General features: G+C 42.3%; 16 protein-coding genes. 3 read left to right on the top strand and 13 right to left on the bottom strand.

The features are described from left to right. Positions 1-31: 31 nt before the first annotated feature. The 7 genes from AACZ49_RS05950 to AACZ49_RS05920 form a co-directional block, all read right to left on the bottom strand. Positions 32-253, bottom strand: a complete 222-nt coding sequence (locus AACZ49_RS05950; protein WP_339652622.1) for a hypothetical protein — start codon at positions 251-253, stop codon at positions 32-34. A 120-nt stretch (positions 254-373) separates the two neighbouring features. Further along, positions 374-1531: a hypothetical protein gene (locus AACZ49_RS05945; protein WP_339652621.1), complete on the bottom strand. Its 1158-nt coding sequence runs from the start codon at positions 1529-1531 to the stop codon at positions 374-376. Continuing rightward, complete coding sequence (locus AACZ49_RS05940; RefSeq protein ID WP_339652724.1) at positions 1531-1896, bottom strand: cytochrome c; 366 nt, start codon at positions 1894-1896, stop codon at positions 1531-1533. Before AACZ49_RS05940 ends, AACZ49_RS05945 begins: the two co-directional genes overlap by 1 nt. Positions 1897-2007: 111 nt before the next feature. Then, positions 2008-2589 (bottom strand): AraC family transcriptional regulator, encoded by a 582-nt coding sequence (locus tag AACZ49_RS05935; RefSeq protein ID WP_339652620.1) that lies wholly within the window; start codon positions 2587-2589, stop codon positions 2008-2010. 179 nt (positions 2590-2768) lie between these two features. After that, positions 2769-3191, bottom strand: a complete 423-nt coding sequence (locus tag AACZ49_RS05930) for a hypothetical protein (protein WP_339652619.1) — start codon at positions 3189-3191, stop codon at positions 2769-2771. A gap of 246 nt (positions 3192-3437) precedes the next feature. Further along, complete coding sequence (locus AACZ49_RS05925; protein ID WP_339652617.1) at positions 3438-4157, bottom strand: gluconate 2-dehydrogenase subunit 3 family protein; 720 nt, start codon at positions 4155-4157, stop codon at positions 3438-3440. A gap of 4 nt (positions 4158-4161) precedes the next feature. Next, on the bottom strand, positions 4162-5883 hold the full coding sequence (locus AACZ49_RS05920) for a GMC family oxidoreductase (protein ID WP_339652616.1): 1722 nt from the start codon (positions 5881-5883) through the stop codon (positions 4162-4164). A gap of 596 nt (positions 5884-6479) precedes the next feature. Here AACZ49_RS05920 and AACZ49_RS05915 point away from each other — a divergent pair. Continuing rightward, entirely contained in the window at positions 6480-6923 is a 444-nt protein-coding gene (locus AACZ49_RS05915; RefSeq protein WP_339652615.1) for a Rieske 2Fe-2S domain-containing protein, read from the top strand. An 11-nt stretch (positions 6924-6934) separates the two neighbouring features. Here AACZ49_RS05915 and AACZ49_RS05910 read toward each other — a convergent pair whose 3' ends face one another. The 5 genes from AACZ49_RS05910 to AACZ49_RS05890 form a co-directional block, all read right to left on the bottom strand. Beyond that, the gene (locus AACZ49_RS05910) at positions 6935-7699 is read right to left on the bottom strand and encodes a DUF6503 family protein (protein WP_339652614.1); all 765 of its coding nucleotides are present in this window, start codon (positions 7697-7699) and stop codon (positions 6935-6937) included. Between the two features lie 57 nt (positions 7700-7756). Next, positions 7757-10303 (bottom strand): fused MFS/spermidine synthase, encoded by a 2547-nt coding sequence (locus AACZ49_RS05905; protein ID WP_339652613.1) that lies wholly within the window; start codon positions 10301-10303, stop codon positions 7757-7759. A 95-nt stretch (positions 10304-10398) separates the two neighbouring features. Beyond that, the gene (locus AACZ49_RS05900) at positions 10399-11736 is read right to left on the bottom strand and encodes a hypothetical protein (protein WP_339652611.1); all 1338 of its coding nucleotides are present in this window, start codon (positions 11734-11736) and stop codon (positions 10399-10401) included. Positions 11737-11753: 17 nt separating this feature from the next. Then, positions 11754-15017 carry a SusC/RagA family TonB-linked outer membrane protein gene (locus tag AACZ49_RS05895; RefSeq protein ID WP_339652610.1) on the bottom strand — a complete coding sequence of 1088 codons (3264 nt, stop codon included), beginning with the start codon at positions 15015-15017 and terminating at the stop codon, positions 11754-11756. A 101-nt stretch (positions 15018-15118) separates the two neighbouring features. Then, entirely contained in the window at positions 15119-16273 is a 1155-nt protein-coding gene (locus AACZ49_RS05890) for a FecR domain-containing protein (RefSeq protein ID WP_339652608.1), read from the bottom strand. A gap of 115 nt (positions 16274-16388) precedes the next feature. Between AACZ49_RS05890 and AACZ49_RS05885 the strand changes: the two genes are divergently transcribed. After that, positions 16389-16973 carry an RNA polymerase sigma-70 factor gene (locus AACZ49_RS05885; RefSeq protein ID WP_339652606.1) on the top strand — a complete coding sequence of 195 codons (585 nt, stop codon included), beginning with the start codon at positions 16389-16391 and terminating at the stop codon, positions 16971-16973. Between the two features lie 59 nt (positions 16974-17032). On the opposite strand, the gene AACZ49_RS05880 is transcribed toward AACZ49_RS05885, so the two are convergent. Further along, positions 17033-19267, bottom strand: coding sequence for a TonB-dependent receptor (locus tag AACZ49_RS05880; RefSeq protein ID WP_339652605.1), 2235 nt, complete (start codon positions 19265-19267; stop codon positions 17033-17035). A gap of 303 nt (positions 19268-19570) precedes the next feature. Between AACZ49_RS05880 and AACZ49_RS05875 the strand changes: the two genes are divergently transcribed. Further along, the gene (locus tag AACZ49_RS05875; protein WP_339652604.1) at positions 19571-19951 is read left to right on the top strand and encodes a hypothetical protein; all 381 of its coding nucleotides are present in this window, start codon (positions 19571-19573) and stop codon (positions 19949-19951) included. Positions 19952-19977 lie beyond the last annotated feature (26 nt).

Below are 19977 nucleotides of genomic sequence, written 5' to 3'. Positions count from 1 at the left end.
TGAAATAATTATGGGAATATTTCTAGCCATTTTAATTTGCCGATTTGAGGAATTCCTCAATCTTCTTACTTTCCTTTTCCGTAAGGTTGGCCCTGACTCGCATATGAAGGCTAATGGTCTCCCAATCCGTGTCGTTATAATCAGCTGGAGAGGGAGCGATGTGACACCGATTACAAGTTTCTCCCCAAAGCTGAGCCCCTGATTTCTCTATCTTAAATTCATCGGATGCATCTGCAACTGAATCAGTGGGCACATCCGTATATTTATTTTTCGTTGAAGAGCACGCTACCAGCGTCAAACCTACTATTGCTATTAAGGCCAAGGCCCTAGATATTTTATATATAATTTTCATTTTGTTGTTTTTATGGTTCTTTTAAAATCCTATGGCCCAGTGCAGAAACAATCCGTCCGTATTAGTTATTCCGTCACTATCATGACCCCCTTCCGTTTCGGTAGTCTGATAACTCAGCTTGACTACGGAACGCCAGCTTAACCAATAATTAAGGCCGAAGGCATATTGAACTGATTTTTCCTCCCATTCGGCCCCTTCAGGAGCGTTGAAATCCGAATATCTTCCGACAAATTCCAATTTCTTGACAAAGTCACTGCTTGCCATGGTAGGGCGATAGCTCAATTGCCCATAAAAGGAATTACTTTGGTTATCAAAGGAGTACTCTTCGGCAATACCATCCTCCAGTTCTATATAAGTTGCCGTATCCACATTAGAACTATTATATTGAGCCTTTACGTCAACTACGCCGCCTATTTCCGATATTTGTTTGACAAAGGAAAAATCCAAGGCATAAAGGAATGCACCTATATCTTCATATTCCGAATCTTCTTCCCCCGCTCCACTTGTAGAATATGCTGAAAAGCCGATTTCCGTTGAAGAATCCGAAAAGGGCAGTAAGCCTAAACGTCCACCATAGGCCTTGGCCAAGTTATTGTCCTCGTAATTCTGGAACTGGAGCATACCCGCTTCTTCAGGTTCTAAACTACCATCCTTGAGCCGTGGACCGTTCGTGGTATACACAGAATAGTTCAAGGTAGGGCCTCCTAGATTAAATGCCCCCCTTAATTCCACCCCGATACCTGAGGAAGGTGCTATTCCATCATGACCAAAACCAAGAGGTCTTGTGGGTAGTCTATTAATCCATGCCGGATGCAAGCGTTCCATGAATGTTCCAAAGGGCAATAGAAATTTACCGGCCCTAACGGTCATGTTCCTATTAAGCACGTACATAACGTCTGCATATTCCAAACCGGTTTCCAGTTCGTTTCCTTCCAACACAAACTCCAGTTCTGCTTCGAACATCAGCCTGTCCGAATGTTTATAGAGAAAGATCGGGGCGAAAGCCGCACCCAAAAATGTTGATTCTGTTTCATCCCCTGAATCCATGTACTCAAATCCCGTGTGTCCATAACCCCGGATCATAAATTGGGTCTTGCTCGGTTCAAATGTGTTATAGGTCTGCGCATATGCAGTAGTACCTAAGACCACTACTATTAGAAAATATATTAGTTTTTTCATTATTTTAATGTTCTTATATAGTTAATCAATTCCCAGCGTTTCTTTTCCGGGAGCGCTGTTTTGTAGGAAGCCATAGGGGAGCGTCCCTCCTCTATTTTCCAGAAAATGGCACCATCGGTCTGGGCTTGGAACTCGGCACTGGTCAAATCGGTTGGTTTAGGTTTTAATCCTGCACCCCCTACGCCATCGCCCTTACCCTTGGCCCCATGGCAGACCACACAGAGCATTCTGTACGTCCTTTTTCCGGTTGCTGCCGCATCGACATCACCCTTTAATGGGTTGACAAGCTTATCGGCACTGGCCGGTGCTACCCATATGTCTTGGGCTTGGCTATTGAACCCAAGAAATAATAAACCTATGACCATCGCCATGGTCCAACTCCGTACATCTCTATTGTTTTTCATTTTATTCGTATTTAATTGTTAGTAAAATTATTTTTTATTGAATGTTTACATCTGCATGATTTTCGTTTTTATCTATATAATTTCGTCAAGGAAACTCCTTTCCCAGATTTGACTATTTTTATAATCCGTCATACTTAATCCGGTAACGTTCTTGAACTGTCTGGATAAGTGGTTCACGCTACTGTAATCGAGCAGATAGGCAATATCTGAAAATACTAGCTGTTGCAACTGTATGAGCTCTTTGACCCTTTCGATTTTTAGTTTTATGAAGTACTTTTCAATCGTGATGTTCTCCTTTTTTGAGAAAATCTTGCTCAACATCTTATAGTCCCGATGCAGTTCTGCCGCCAAATGTTCGGAAGTCTTTTCCTTAATGTGTAAGGGAAGCCCCGTTACCATTTCAATCAAGGTGATTTTGATGTTCTCAACAATCATTTCCTCTTCGTTTTTTGCAATTCCAAATCCGTTAGAGTGAAGCACCTCAGCTATTTTTAAATCGATTTTATTATCGATTTCAGTAGTGATTCGAATCGTTAGTTTGCCTAGTTCAAGGGAAAGAACATCTACATCTATTTCCCTAAGGTCTTGCTTTATGACTTTAAGGCACCGACTGCAAACCATGTTCTTGATCCAGTATTCTCTTTGAGAATCCATACTTTAGTTTTTATTGAATGTTATAATTGCTTAAACCCACAAGGGCTCTAAACTATTTGGCACTTTGACCAATAGGGATGAGTGTGCCGCTGGAAAATGGGTGCGACAAGAGGGGCCAAATGTAGGATTGGCCAATAGGAAGCACAGATTATTAAAACAATAATCTGTCTAAATAAAAATCAAATAAGGAAAGTTTCGTAAAGCACAAGTACGTCCTTCTCTATAAAAGGGGGGTCATAAGGTAAAAAATGAACGACCTTGCTTTCAAGTCCTTCGAAGTGGTTAATATATGTGTAGAAAAAAGTATGTAGAAAAACAAAATTCTCGGCATTCAGTTCAAAAGAAACCGTTTTGAGATTATTATCGCCTTGATGAATAAAAGACTCATTACTGCAACAGTCGTCTGTATATCCGATAGAGCATTTTTTTGTAGGTTCTTCAGGTTTTTGAATTATTTGACCACAGGACGTTGCTTTCCCGAAAACCGCAACATCTACCAATTTGTCACAGCAATAATGCATATCCACGTTAAATGAAGTAGTCGCAAAAAGTACTGCGAACGTCAAACCAGTGGCTATTATTTTATGCAAAAAGCGTTTCATATTCTAAAATTAGTTAAAATCTGTTAAAGTTTTAAAATTATCTCGGATTTTTTAAATAAGTATAATGCATTTATTTTTAAGTATTTACATTTAAATTCGACTTTAGCGTTATTCAAAAGTAACCTAAGTGCTTAAACATAAATATGACGATCGTCATGTTTGTAAGAAAAAACTGTTGAATACTTCTAAAGGCCTTTAGAAATTAGAGAAGCCTATTAAATAGTTTTAAAAGAATGCAACAAACTTTTACGTCAACAGCTTTCCATTTTCATCCCACTCGGCCATGACCCCCCTTTTGCTTTGATCTATGCATTTTGCCAGCCATTCTTTCTCGTAAGCTACGCCGTGCTGTTTCAATACGTCTTCGGGTACGCCGTCCCAGACATTGGGCGTATTGCCCTTATAACCCAAATCTTCTATCCCGATTTCTGAAGTATAATAACCCGTAAGCACCAAATTTCGCATCAAGGAAAAAAATTGCATTCCCAAAGGACGTGAGGCCTCCGGAACCAATATATCTGGATAGGCAATAGTATCCAATAGTTGTTTTTGCCGGTCTTCCGAAGCCGATTTGAATTCTGTTCTGAATTGGGTATTGCTCTGGTGGTCCAACCACATGAGCCCGCCTCTGACGGTGGTTTGCATCTCCGGAATATCCTTGGCCATGAATTCGATAAAATTCGGTACCCCTGCTTCCGTTGCGCTGCCAAATATATCATTGGAAGGTAAGATCAGGTCGCTCAAAACGGTAATGGTCCCCAACTCGTGTTCGTTGAAAAATTGTTCCGCTTCCAATTCCATGATCCGTTCCTTCTCCTTTGGAGTCCGTCCAAATTTGTAACTATATCCCCCAAGTATCTGGGCGTCTTCTGCCATGACCTCGGCTTCCGGTTTGCATCCGTGGACCGCCAATCCCCCGGCGACCGAACCTAGGATAATCGATTTTATACTATTTCGTCTATCCATTTTCCTATATATTTTGTTGTTTCAATTGTTCTATAATATAGTCGGATGTTCTCCAGGAGAGCGCCAAGATGGTCCATGTCGGGTTCTTGTCTGCTTGGGACACAAAGGGACCGGCATCGACGATAAATACATTGTCGGTATCGTGAAGTTGCTGAAACTTGTTCACTACGGAAGTCTTGGAATCATTGCCCATTCTGGTCGTACCCACTTCATGGATGATCGACCCCGGTGGGGATATGCCATAATCTTGTTCCATAGTGGGTTTTTCGCCCAAGGCTTCCCCGCCCATGTTGTGGATCAGTTCTTCAAAGGTGTCCTGCATGTGCCTAACCTGCTTTCGTTCGTGATCGGACCATTTGTAATTAAACCGAAGCACCGGAATTCCAAACTCATCTACTTTGGTGGGATCTATTTCACAATAGTTGTCCTTCATGGCGATAGATTCTCCCCGGCCACCAAAGCCAAGGACGGAGCCATAGTATTTTTTGACATCGTCCCTAAGGCCATTGCCATAGCCCCCCACTTCTGTGCCAAAAAATTTATTGAATTCGTTCGCATTAAAGCCAAACCCATAGTTGGGCATGCCCATTCCGCCCCATACCTCGATATGGTAGCCGCGGGGGAAGTCCAATTTCTTATTGTCGCCCCACCAAGGGGAATACACGTGCATGCCCCCGACGCCGTCCTCGTTGTACGATACTTTCCGGTTCATCAAATCCGGAATAAAGGCGGCTCTGCTCGCTCCCGTTGAATCATGAAGATATTTTCCGACAATATCGCTGCTGTTGCCCAATCCATTTGGGTGTTGCGCACTTTTGGAATTCAGGAGTATCCGGGCAGAGCTGCAGGCGGATGCCGCCAGAACGACGACCTTCCCCTTTAACTTATACTCCTTTCTATCTTCTTTATTGATATACGAAACGCCCGTAGCCTTACCCTCTTCATTGGTGGTAACCTCCCTTACCATGGCATTCAGGAACAGATCGATCTGACCGCCACTTTTTTGTGCCGGGAAAATCAAGCACGTTCCCGCAGAGAAATCGGCGTATACCATGCAAGCCCTAGAGCATTGCGCGCAATAAAAACAGATGCCCCTATCCTCATTTATCATTTTGGTAAGGATCGACATCCTTGAGGGATAAACAGGAATATTGGATTTCCGTGCCCCACGGATGTAAAAAAGTTCATGCAATCGAGGTTTCGGTGGTGGCAGAAAGAAACCATCAGGATCATTGGGCAAGCCCTCATTGGTGCCGAAAACCCCGGTCAATTTATCTACCTTGTCATAATAGGGTTTTACATCTTCATAGCCTATGGGCCAATTATCGCCCAATCCATCTTCGTTTTTGTATTTAAAATCCCTAGGGCCAAAGCGCAAGGAAATCCTGCCCCAATGATTGGTCCGACCGCCCAACATCCGCGAACGAAACCACTTAAAATTGCTGTCGTCGCTATTTGTGTAAGGCTCTCCTTCGATATCCCAACCACCGTATGCGCTATCGAAATCGCCAAAAGGCCTCACTGTACTCGCCCCTCTCCTTGGCGATTCCCAAGGCCATTTTAATTGGGTCATCAGTTCAGGGTCTTTTGGGTCAAAGAACGGCCCAGCCTCCACAACGGCAACCTTTAGACCTGCATCGGCAAGTATTTTGGTCGCCATGCCTCCGCCTGCGCCGGAGCCGACTATGATTACATCGTATAGGGTCGTAGATTCTTTTATCTGCATATTGAATTTTCTTTTGTAATATACCTGGTAGTAAGACCTGTTCACATTAAGCAAAACCCCACATTCGGCTTGAGTGAACAGGCCCTTGTAAAACCAATCTAAATTATGTTGTCTTTTTAGTCAGTCTGCATATAATTCATAGAGGCTTATCATTTTGTCGTCTAGAACCTTTGTTGAAACCCAAGGGAAACATAAAACTCCTGTCAAAGGCGAGAAATCTTCCACTATATTCCTAGCATCGTATTGACCTAGTAATCCTGTAGCCTATTACGTTTCTTTCCGTGTCCATTATGTCTGACCTTCGTTAAAAGTATTTATTCTCAACAATCTTTATCTGCATAATTTTCTTTCTTTTTTATATAATTTCCCTGCAACACTTTCGCTTACATGCCTGGTTTTCAATAAAGGTCATAGTTGTATTTTACATAAACGCACTTTGCACAGTTTAAATCGGGTGTGTTCGACATATTAAATTGGGTCATATGGAGAGGTGTTATTACTCTTATTTCTTTAAAACAAGCGCTAAGGGGCACATATTTGTTATCTGCATACGATTTTCGAACTAAAAACGTTTATTTTTAATAATCGTTTTTGTTATGGAAAGAAAACAGTTTTTACGAAGCTTGGGCGCTGGTGCGGCATTCGCAATTATTTTTCCCTGTGTTCAAGGTTGCTCCAAAGGGAGTAGGAATGAGGTTGCGCTAGAAGATATGAGACCCATACCTACCGGAATTGACTTTACGATAGACCTCAGTTCTAACGAAGGCAATGGCTTACAGAACGAAGGAGATTATATATTAAAAGACTATGTAGTAGTAGTTAAAAATTTAGAAGGCAATTTTGTGGCGGCCAGTCAGATATGCAGTCATCAACAGACGGAGGAAGTTAGGTTTGTGGAGAATGACGGCGGTATTTATTACTGTTCTACCCATGGCGCACGGTTTGACCAAACCGGAAAGCCTTTGAACAATATTACCAGTAATCCCTTGAAAATATTCAATACAGAACTTACCGGAAACATACTTCGGGTTTTTGAATGAATTGGACTGAGTCAAGGTTTTGGTATCGATTCGATTTTTACATTTTTCAATTCGATAAGCGAGAGTTCTTCCAGTTCGCCCTTGGCAAAGGCCTCTTCAATTTGATCAAAGGGAAAGCCATCCTTTACTTTGGGCTGTAAGTTCCGATAATCCTGTATGGTGACCCCGTTAACGGTACGTTGATTATATGCCTCGCGAAACCGCATCCCTCCTTTACCGGTAAAGTACTTATAGGCCAAGTAGTCCATACTATAATCCTCAACATCGAACCAGTAAAGGAACACATCTTCATAATCAACGCCACCGCCCTCCTTTTTAAAGGTTACGCGGATCTTATGGTATTCTTTTCCTTTGATAGAGGTGGTGCCCTTATTCTCAAGAACAACAGCTTGGTCTTTGAGCCACAAGGGCAGAAATGCAAAGTACATTACGGAATTGACTGAATTTGTATACGCATTTTTTCTTTCCTCCGTGATAGATGCCACGGCATCGTCAATATATCGGGTAAACCCTTTATTGGTATATACATCCCTTACCATACTGCTGTCCTTGTTCTTACCGATTCTTGTATAAGTAAATTGTCCGTTTTGGCGTCGGTAACTATAGGTATGTTTACGGAAGGTAAAGGAAGCCTCTGCATTTTTCATTTTATCCATACCCGATACCTCAATGGCTTTGTCTACGACGCTTTCTTGCGCTACTAAGGGATTAAAATGCAATATGAGCAGGATTATCGGGATGGAAAACGGAAATGGTTTGTGATTTAATAGTTTCATATGTTCTTTGATTATTCTAAAGTTTTTTTAAAATATTTAATGTTTTCAGACACTTCGTTATTCTGTTTCGTCAATGGATCCGGTTTTCTTTTTCAAGAAGTCGGGCGCCAGAAGCTGTATCCGTTCAAGTACCATTTTAGCTTCTTTGTCTTTCCCCACATTTATAAGCTGAATATAACGATGATAAAGCGAACCTATTTTTACGTACCGAATTTCATCAGGTGGCAGGTTCGAAAGATAGGGATCCTCTTCCGGGGGGAGATTGCCGGCAAGTTCTTTGAGAAAGTTTTGCAATTCTGTTCCAACAATATAATTGGCACGCCCGGCATTGGCCTGCTGCGATAAAATGGGGGCTTCGAATTCGACCGATCTTTTGTCATCGGTGTTCGGGCGAATTCCAGATAAACGATTTCGTACGGCATCCAAGTTTCCTAAATAGAACAGGCCAGCCATATGATCGTCTTTGGTCGAACTGCCTTGCCCTCCAACGACATGGACACTATTTTGCCTAAGGATGTTTTCGTCCAGCGGCGTACCTGTCTCTTGGCCAATAAGCACGATACTTGCCCTTGTTCCGGAAAAATCGGCCCTCCATAGGGTCACTTGGGGGAAAACCGAAGCGAACGTAGCGGCAATGATATCGAAGTTTTCGGAAGTGAGTTGGTACATTGGTAACCACTGTGCAAAAATCCCTCCGGGAGATAACCGCTTTTTCGCCTCTTTAAAATGTTCAAGGGTGTAAAGGCTTCCGGTACCTGCGTGCCATGGGGTAAAAAGATCACCAACAATAACATCGAATTGCTCGTGCGTGCCCAAAAGATAGTTTCGGGCATCGTCGGCAACAATGGTTACGCGTTTGTCATTAAAAAGTCCGTTGGTCCAAGGGGCAAAATAGCGCTGTGCGGCCGGAATTACATTGGATACCAACTCTACCGCCACAACCTTTTCTACCTCATGGTGGAGGGCAGCCCCCGCAGTAATACCGGTTCCCATGCCCAAGAAAACTACTTTTTTTGGTGCCGGATGGATAAGTAACGGAATGTGGGCCTGCATTTGTTCGACCAACAGCGAGCCGGAATCCCCGAGCACATAAAAGTTATCCATGCGCATCTGAATATTCTTTGGTAATTGCACGATGGAAACTACACCATCGCTCGATTGCCAGGAATCCAATAAGGTTTCATCAGCATCCAAGCGTACTATTGGTGGATTTTTCAGAACAAGTATCCCCATAATTATAACAATTGGCGCCAAGGTCCAACCAATTTTCTTTCGCCCATAAAACGATAGGGAGGCCATAATGGCCAAGATCCCGTAAGAAACAGCAACGATTTTTATACTGTCCCAAAGGCCTAAAGTGTCGAGTAGAACGAAACCTGATAGTACGGGGCCTACAAAGCTACCTGTGGAATTGAAAAGTACTAACCTGCCAACAATCCGTCCGGACGGCTTATCTATCATGGGAGCTACTTTGAGCAAGAATGGAAACACCGCGCCCAGAACAAATGTTGGCGGCAAGACCACTAAAAAGGCCAGTTTAAAAACGGCCCATATATAGGCGTACCAAGATGCGCCCATTGCCAAATACCCAAGACCGTTTGTAGCGATATTGAAAACATTCGGGGAAACCCCTATTAAAATGGCCGATACGGACAAGAGTAGGGCCAAGGCTCTTTTTGAGGGCATCCTTGACCTAACAAGTAGATGTGCGACGAACCCTCCAAATGCCAAAGCCAAAAGAAATACCACCAAAATAGCGGAGAACGAATACACTGAATTTTGTAGTACTTGAGCGAACATCCTGGTCCATAAGGTTTCGGCCGATAGTGCCAATACTCCTGAAAAAAAAGCCACCACGGCAAACTGGGTATAACTTAACTTGGTCGAACGTTCGGTATTTTTTTTGGGTTTTGGCTTTACCTTGGCCACCGTGGGCGCAACGGAATAAGACACCAGGAATTTATCAAGAACAATTGCAAGAACACCTACGGAAGCTGCCAGTATCAATGCAAGGCCATAGGTTGAGCTTACCCCGTATTCCCTGATCAGGTAAAACCCTGTAAAAAAAGCTCCAAGTGCTGCTCCCAATGTATTCACTGCATATAGAATGGTTCCGCGCCTTTCGAGGTACCTGCGATTTTTACCGATGTACTGTGCCAATATTGGAAAAGTACCGCCCATAAGAAACGTTGGAGGCAAAAGCAATAAAGCACCAAAAAAGAATTTCGCCAGTAAAAGGGCACTTTTTGAACCGCCCAAAAAGGATACTATCTCGGCATAATACATTTCATATAAATCAAGACCTGGTAGTATCAAAAAGGCAGTTAATGCAATGCCCAGCTCCATAAGCCCATATACACGAAACGGTCTCTTCAAACGAGCGCCGATATTGCCAAAAAACCTTCCCCCAAGTGCGAGCCCAAGAAAAAAAACGGAGAGTGTTGCCGCTGTTGCGTACGCGGCGTTTCCGAATACCAAGCCTAAGCGGTACATCCAGACCACCTGAAAAATTAGACCGGCGGTACCGGACAGAAAAAACAAAGCATATAAAAAAGTGAAGTTTCCCGAACGTTCAAATTGTGGAGACATAAACTTACCTTTCATAAAAAATGGTCGTTGATAATGTGGTATTATACAAACATAAAAAGAAAAGAGGCTTTTTTAGCAGCCTCTTTTCCATCTATTTTTTAGTGATCAATTTAATCTAAACAGCCTACATAATTAGGGTTGTTCGATTCTGACTGTGGAACTAGAAATTTAAGGTTTGTACTATATTCCCCTCCCTTGAAATAAGGCCCCCACGGAAAGACATTCGAGGGCATCATGCCGTAAACGTCCACAAGTCTTCTAAGGTCGCCTAGTCGATGACCGGTACTGAAGAGCCAAAATGCACGCTCCGAAAAATGGGCCAGCAATAGGTCGTCACCGCTAATTCCTGAGAGGTCTAAATCTGACAGACCTATAGTAGCCCTAAGTGCATTATGTATGTCCTCCACGGTGGTAGCATCATCCGCATTGGCGGCGGCCTCGGCCTCGATCAATCTTGCCTCCGTTCCAGAAGCCAAGACTACGGGCACATTGGAAGAATCATATTTTAGCTGATTGTAATACAAGGTAATATCATCCTGCCCAAATTCCGTACCGCCGTCCCAAGGCGTCCTGGGATCCATGGAAGAGCGGAACATTAAGCCGTTTCCTCCCTTTCCGTCGGCGATAGAAAACTGGCGGCGAACAGTACTCATAATGTAAATACCGTTTTCTTGTCTTCGACTGTTGTCGGATTGCTCAATATTATAAACAAAATCTGTTGGAATAGCAGCTACTTCAGCGGCTGCCGCATCCATTTGCCCTAGACCCAAAAGGGAGCGAGCCTTGCCTACCCGCCCTAGGTTCGCCAATTTATCATTGCTGCCAGCGTTGGCGATAGCTTGATCGAACCAACTTATCGCCTGGTTGAACATTTGTTCGGTGGTCAAAGGCTCGCCATAGATCAATTCTCCACCATCGGCAGGGGCCTTGCTGAACGGCACCCCACCGCAAAAGGTTTCCGCGAACATGACATAAGCGTAGCCAGTAACGCTTTGCATCTCACTTTCAATTTCTGGGTTTCCACCGAAATCGGCAAGAAGGTCAACCGTAGTTTCGGCGCCCGTTCGCGATCTATGCAGGTTGCCATAAATTGTATTTACGTCACTGTTGATATCTTGAAGATTACGGGTATCGGCCTCGCGTCTGGTGGGAAAGGTTCCTGAATAGGCATACTCATCAGCCATAAGGCCGCTCATAACAATTAGACCCGTAGTGGCACCATGACCTGCAGCGGAACCGCTCATGGCCACTGCTAGATCTCCTAAGGAACCCGCGCGAAGGGTTTGTATACCGGCCTCACTGTTCAGTAATTCCGGGGTAACGATATCGGGATCTGTGACTTCTACCACCGAATCGCATGATATGCACAACGATGTCAATGCCATCAAGACAATGGCGCTAAAAATAAATTTGGAATAGCTTTTTTTTACATTAATTGACTTTTTCATTTTCTTGAATTTTTATGTTAAAAAGATAGATTCAGTCTTGCTTTCCAAGAACGTATAGGTGGTTGACTGAGAAATTCTTCGGTGGTAAAATTGGCTTGTCCCTCAGAACTTATTTCGGGATCTAGTCCGGAGTAATCTGTCCATACTCCCAAATTCTGTCCAGAAAGTGTAAGGCTTATACGGTCAAAACCAAGTTTGCTTGAAAAGGTGCCCGGTGCGTTATAGGTCAATGAGATTTCACGAAGCCTCCAAAAAGAAGCATCTTCGATATAACCTGCATTTGTTCCCAAAAATTTTGAAGCAACGGCCCTGGCCTGATCTTCAAGCGAGGCATTGGGGTCGTTTAGTTCTCGGTTATTACTGTTCCCATTTCTCCATGCACCGGTATTGTTATACAGCTTTTGACCGCCTCTATAGTTAAGAAGTCCTTTCAGCACAAATTGATTTTCGAAAAAACTCAGTGTCGGGGTAAAAGAAATATCGGTCGTTGCAAACGGGGTGCCCAAATAACCTAGTTCCCCTACTTGTACTTCATTTTGCCCAATGAAACCGTCGCCGTTGGCATCGTTATAGGTATAGGTTTCGTCCCAATAGCCACCAAGGGGGAATCCTTCAACATGACGTTGCTGTCCAAAAATGACAGGCTGGATGCCCTCACCCAGTTCAATCAGCTCGTTATCGATAAAAGAACCCACGAAATCCAGTCCAAAGAAAAACTTGTCGGTCTCGATGATTCTAGTATTCAGGCCTATTTCGATACCTGAGTTTTTTACGGAGCCCAAATTTTCAAAACGTCCCTCACCCACTCCAAGAGATAGGGGTAATTGCCTGAAAATAAGGGCATCTTCGGTTCGCTTATTAAAATAGGTCATTTCAAAGCCGATTTTATCAGACAATAATTTGGCATCAAAACCAAATTCAACCTCTGTAGATCTCTCTGGACTTAAACCAGTATTTCCTACACTTCCAATGGTTACCCCCGTTACACTTTGTCCGTCTAATGTAGCCGCGATAGGATTGAAAAATCTTAAGGCATCATTAGTGCCAGGTTGAACCCCGGAGGCACCCCATGCTCCCCTAAGCCGTAAGGAACTTATTCCATATTTATCGGAATTATTAAAGAATTCCTCCTCTGAAATGAGCCACGAGGCACTCACTTTGGGGTAAAATACCGAATTGAAGGAAGCACCAAAAGAACTTCCGCGATCTGCCCGCACCGCACCAGTTACGAATAGTTTATCGCTAAAGCCAATCTGTTCCTCCAAAAAGACACCAACGGTGCGTGATTCGATGGTCTGCTCGTTACTTTGTGTAACAGCGGCACCCGCAATTGAGTTGCTACCCGCAACCAAAAGAAGCCCGGTTGCAAATGTACCCTGTGATAAATTCTGTAAATATTGAAACCCGAGGGAAGTACGTGAATTTATGCCTTCCCATAAGTCTGTTTTGTAAGACCCTACCATATCGAGGGTATAGACAAAGTCGTTAAACCTATTGGAAAATCGGGCACCTTGGTCATAGTTGAGAAAAGCCGGGGCTTCTCCCGTTGGGAAAAACTGGCTGTCCCAACGCGAAGTAAAGTCAAGTCCACCAGAAGCCCTTACATTCAGTTTCTCCATAGGTTGCCATAAAATCTCAAGACCTGAAGTAAAACGATTGATTATTTGTCGGGTATCGATTGTGAACAATTCATCGGGTGTAAATTCGCCCCAACCGTTGTTCACGTCGATCGAAGATGCACCATTAAGTCCCTGACTCATTAGGGCCAAGGCAAAATTATCGTTCAAGGGTAATTCTAGATTACTATTAGTGTAGCCCGTGGTTAAATTAACCTTCAGGTCATCGGTAATTTTAGCCCCAAAATTCCCCCTGAAATTGGTCCTTTTAATATTATTGACCGGTAAGACACCTTCACCGTCGGTAAGACTACCTGAAAGAAAGTAGGTAAGTACTTCCGAACCTCCCGATACGCTTAATCCGGCACCATTAGACTGTCCTGTTCTAAAGGGCGAGGTACGGGGGTCGTTCAAGGGCTGAAAAGAATTGACCGTACTGGGGACAAAAGTGCCGTCGGCCGCTTCAAAATTGAAACCAGGATTACCTTGGGCATCAAGTGCCTGATAATTTAAAGGATAGGTCGTCACATTCTCTACAATACCGCTCTCCATAAAAGCGGACCATCTCGGTTCCCCTTGCTTCCCTTTTTTAGTAGTAATACGAATCACACCGTTCGCCGCAATTGACCCGTACAAGGTCGCTGCTGAAGGCCCCTTGATGATTTCGATAGATTCAATATCCTCTGGGTTGATATCGTTTAACCTCGAAGGAGACTGCCCACCTGTTTCAAACGAGATGGAATTGGCCTCGTTGTTGATAAGAATTCCGTCAACATATATTACCGGCTCGTTGGAGAGGGATGCACTATTGGAACCCCTTACCCTAATACGGGAGCCCATGCCGGTAGAACCCCCACTACTGGAAATTTGAACACCGGTCGCCTGGCCCTGAAGCAGATCTGAAACATTGCTTATTGGGCGTTGTTTTACGTCGTCGGCAACATTGAGATTGGCAATGGAATTGCCCATCTCAACTTTACGGCGTACCCCAGTTGCGGTAACGATTACCTCATTAAGGTCCATAAGATCTGGCTGCAGGGTCACGTTAATACTTTTTTCTTGTTTAACAGTAACTTCACGTGAAGCGAAGCCAATGTATGAGAATACAAGAATATCACCTTCCGAGACTTCGATTTCATATTCCCCGTCAAAATTGGTGGAAACCCCTTTTGTGGAGCCTTTGACCACTATACTTACCCCGCCCAAGGGCACATTGTCTTGATCGGTTACCAAGCCGGTTACCGTCATTGTCTGCTGCATTATCTTGGGAGTATCCAAGGATGATGTCTTGATTTTCATTCTCGGAACTATCTTCTTTTCCAGAAGAACAATAAGTTTTCTCCTTATTTCAAAAGAAACATTGGTTTCCTTTAAAATATGGCCCATTAAATCTTCAATTTTAACTTTATCCGCCTTTATCGTTACTTTTCTGCTGGTGTCCAGGGTGGAATTTTTGTACAGGATGTTGAAATCCGTCTGTCTTTCTATTTCATTAAATATGGACTCAATGGTAGCATCCTCCATATTAATTGAAATTTTTCCCTTTTGGGAATACGCATTCTTGGCACTAAGTTGGAATAGGGCAACCAATAATAACAATGCGGTTATCTTCATTTTTAGGTCCATTTTAATCGTAAAATAGCTTCTACATAGAGTGTTTTTCATACTTTTGAGAGAGTTTAGAAATTGGCTAATTAGTTTTTAAATTCATTTGGAATCCAGGGATTGTTAGAGCAGTCCCTGATTCTTTTGTTTATATCATACGTCTACTTTTTAGGGTTAATCTCTATTTTGTTTTTGGAAATTGAGTACTCAAAATCTTTTATGCGTTGGAACGCTTGTAGCACCTCGTCAATGGTTTCCGTCTTAAATCTTCCGGTATATCTTTCTTGGCCCACCTCTACGTCCTTAATACTGATTTCGATATCATAATGTCTTTCAAGCTTTTGGGTGATTCGATAAAAGTCCTCGTTTTTAAACAATAATATCCCATCCTTCCAAGCGATGTGGCTACTTACATCAACATCGGACACGGTCAGATTTGCGCCGGAGAGGGAATATAAGGCCATTTGATGCGGCTTCAAAACCATAGCCCGTCTATCAGGATTTCCCCCTTCATTTACAGCTACACTGCCCTCTACCAAAACAACCTTGGCATATTCGTCGTCCGCGTAATTGGAAATATTGAATTCGGTACCCAAAACCTTGGTGCCCAGTAAACCTGCATCCACCGAGAAAGGTCTCAAGGAGTCTGACTTGACGGTAAAGTAAGCCTCCCCCCTTAAAACCACGTTCCGAGGTCCTTCATCGTAAAAAGCCACGGGATATGTCAACGATGATCCTGAGTTTAAGTAAACCTCGGTACCGTCGGACAATACTATCTGGAATTTCTTACCATAAGGGACTTCCAGAGTATTGTAGACCAGCGGCCTTAAGTTTTTTAGGGTGTTCTCTGATTTTTTTTTGTAAATAATTTTGCTTCCTTCCTGCTCGGCCACATACGTGCCGGAGCTGGAGACCACCTCCAAAGTTTTGGCTTCCAAAATTTCCTTGGTGGACCCATCACCCAAAGTAATGGTGATTTGCTTTTGGGGTAAATCCTTATCCGCAATTCCCCCCAAATAAAATAAAGTGCCGACCGTAATAATACCTATGAAGACAGCGGCATATTTCAGTACATTGAACCCTCTACTTCTTCTTTTCCTAATCTCGAACTGTTCAATATTGTCCAACAATTCCCTTTTCAGGCTTTCCGCTTTCTCTTCCTCAAAAAGCCCTGTAACGAGATGGTGCAGTTTGATCTCTTCTTGAAAGCTGGCCTTGTTGTTATTGACCCATTTCGTCAAAAATTCAATTTCCTCAGTAGTGGCGGTATTGCTCAGGAATTTATGAACGATGTTTTTGATATTCCTTTTTTTCATTATGAAATATTAAGATAATGCCAATGCATACTAACCAAACGACCGAACTTTACAATACCCTTGCTTTTTATTTACATTTACCTATAATTTTGATGAAATTTTGTTAAAATAGCTTATGAATTCAAATGATCGTAACATAAATGTTGATGTCAATGCAATCCGAAATGGGGACAAGGTGGCATTTAGGGCGGTCATTGATCTTTACTACAAAGAAGTCTATTGGTATGCCAAAAGTTTAGGTCGTGACGACACTTTGGCAAAGGACCTTACCCAAGAAACATTTTTTACCTTATGGAAAAAAAGGGACAAGTTAAGCGATGGGGTGGTGGTTAAGGGATGGTTGTACAAATCTGTTCGCAACAAGTTCCTGGACCACGTAAAAAAATACAGAAAAGAGACTTATTTATTGGAAACCGCTTTTGTTGAGACACTCGATACTGTTGCCCGGTCCGAAAACCAGGAAATTTTAAAACGCAAGATGGAAATCATTGATATGGAGATTCAAAATCTTCCCAAAAAATGCTCCAAAGTATTTTTGTTGAGCAAAAAGGAAGGATTGACAAATATTGAAATTGCAGATTACTTGGGAGTTTCCCTTAAAACTGTAGAAGGCCATCTTACTAAAGCCCTTAAAATTTTGAGGGAGAAATTGAAGGATAAAATTCATGTCTTACTAATGATTCTTCACTCTAGTGAATAAAATCAGAAATAACTTTATAGAAGAATTGATACAACAATGCGTGATTTTTGATTTTTATGTCAAAAACCATAAGCTACTGAAAAGTTAATGCCAAAAGGATGCCCTGGTCTTAGCCCTGCCGGAACCCTGGATACCGCATAGGTTTCATCCAATAAATTGATAATGTTAGAAGAGAAGGTAAGGTGTTTATTGTAAAAATATCGACCCGACAGGTCAATAACATAGTTGAAATCAACTTTTTGGTTTGCCGGTATTGTGCCCGTTCCCGCTTGCGTCCTAAAGGCGTCGGTATATCGCAAACCCATATTTAAAGAAAATTTCTCATGCTCCAGTCCAAGATTCAAATTAAACTGATTTTTGGCGATGTAAGGAATTTCATCCCCTTCTGTAACCTCTCCGAATATATCGGTATCACTTTCAAAGGAACTTAGGAACTTGGTGTCGGTCAAGGTATAGGATACCGATACAGGAAGTCTTAACTTTTCGGAGCTGTTTTTTAAAATATCATAGTTCAACAATACTTCTACCCCGCTTACACGTACCTCGCCCGCATTGAATTGGTCAAGGCCGCCCGTACCACCAGTGGCGGCAAGGTCGCTGCCCAGTAGGTTTTGATAATCATTATAGTACGCTATTATTTCGCCTTTTAGGCCACTATGGTTGAAACGTGTGCCCAGTTCGTAATTTATACTTTGTTCCGGATTTTGGCCGTCAGTACTCCCCGGAGGAGAAAACCCTTTGTGAATTCCACCAAAAACGGACCAATTATTGGTGAACCTATAATTGGCACCTAATCCCGGCATCCAAACATCCACCCTATTTTCCCTTTCGGAAAGGTCAAGGCCCGACCTCTTGGCATCGTTGCTTCCATAATCGGTTCTACCCAACGTTATATTCTCATAGCGTAGGCCTGGAGTAACCGTAAGCCCGTTAATACTTAATTTATATAAAAAATGCGCAGCTACGGCTTTCGCATAACTTATACGATTGGCATCTTCACCCTTTACGCCTACTGTAGTCCTTATTAATTCTCTATTTTGAAATGCATACCTGTCCACCCATTGAAATCTGTCCTCGTCATCTTCGTGATAACGTATTCCCGCTTCCAGGGTTTGTAACCAATCCGAACCCCATCGTAATTTGGCTATGGATTGAACACCATTTGAGGTGTATTTTCTGTTGTTTGCCTTTATACCCATAACATCGTCTTGGCTGTCTTCGTTTCCTAAAATAGTTTGATATTCCATGGGGTAATCCAGTGGTGATGACAAGATGTTGTTTATGCTCACTCTTTCGCCAAGGTTTACATCGGTTAACTTATACCAATTCCGTTTGAATTTATTCAAGTAACCAGTGGTACTTATATTTAGCGATGGGGATACTTGTATAAAATGGGTAAGTTGGTATTGTTGATGTTCAGCGTTCATTACATCCTCAGACGATGCCCTGTACCTTCTAAAGGGGTTTTCTTCAAAGTCTTCATCGGTCAATCCCAAGTAAGTTTTGTTTGCCTCTTCTTCAGAATATTGGATTTTAAATGTTAGTGACTGATACATTTTTGCATCTAAATTTGAGTTGACACTAAACTTGGCTAAATAATCAGATTTATCAAATCCTGTATTGCCACCACCATCTAAATCCTTAAAACCGTCTGAGCTGTAATTGAAATAATCCGTTACAAATCCAAAGTTTTGATAGCTATCACCAAGGACTAATTGCGTGTTTCTTGAGCCATAATTTCCTGCGGCAATGGAAGCTCGTCCAGAAAATTCGTCAGGAATGCGAGTTGAAATCATGTTGATCGCTCCGCCTGTCGTATTTGGCCCATATTGAATTTGACTGCTTCCTTTTAATATTTCGACAGCTTGCATTCGGCCAATGGTAGGGAAATAATACGCCGCCGGGGCACTATATGGGGCCGGGGCAATTAAGACGCCGTCTTCCATAAGGTTAATCTTCGCACTCCGCTCCGGTGAAGTACCGCGTAAGCTAATATTTGGCCGAAGACCAAACCCATCTTCTTCATATATATTTACCCCGGGTACACTTTTTAGCGTTCTGTTAATATCATTGTAATTAAATTTTAGTAGTTCTTTTTCTGATATGTAGACCGCAGAACCTGTTCTGTTCTTTGCTTCGAACGTACTACCTAGTATAGCGTTACCGTTTACAATGACCTCGTTCAACATTTCAGTCTTAAAGGCCGTAGAATCTTTCCGATCTTGATTGTCTTGGCTCAGCACGTTAGTGTGAAAAGAAATAAAAAAGAGGGATATTAGAAATGGCTTCCACATGTTATATTTATTTAGATTTAATATAAAAAAGTACAAACGTAGTTTATTTGCACATATCTCACAATACTATTAAGAAAGATTCTAAATAAATTTTTATGAAGCCCTGTGATTCAATCTGGAAGCATCCTTTTCAAAATGATGATATATATCATGTTGTGAGAAAGCGGAATCGATTATTTTTCCATTTTAGAAAATCGGGAAATTTCTATGCCAAAATTTTGTTAAACATATACCATATGTTAAAATTTTTGTAGTTTTGCAATACGAATGAAAAAAAGTTTTTTCAAGATATCATCTTTTGTAATGGCAATCGTAGTGCTGTTATCGACGTTCTCCTTTGCCGTTGATCAGCATTATTGTGGCGATGTTTTGGTGGATTTTTCTTTTTTCGGCAAAGCGGAATCCTGTGGTATGGAAATGCAACAATTCAGTGAATTATATGACGACAGTCTTGATAAAAAAGGTTTTTGCGAGGATCAGACCTTGGCCATTGCGGGCCAAGATGATTTAAAGATTTCATTTGAAAAACTAAGCTCGGAGCAACAACTCTTTGTTGTTTCATTTATATACTCCTATATAAACTTTTATGAAGGATTCGATACGAAAATCGTTCCTTTTAGGGACTATTCCCCCCCTCCACTGATACGGGACGTTCAAGTTCTAGATCAGACTTTCCTTATTTGATTTTTAAACAATAGACTTTATTATCC

Origin of the sequence: uncultured Maribacter sp. (assembly GCF_963975365.1) — a bacterium.
Lineage (GTDB): Bacteria > Bacteroidota > Bacteroidia > Flavobacteriales > Flavobacteriaceae > Maribacter.
This window is presented reverse-complemented; position numbering and strand designations above follow the sequence as displayed.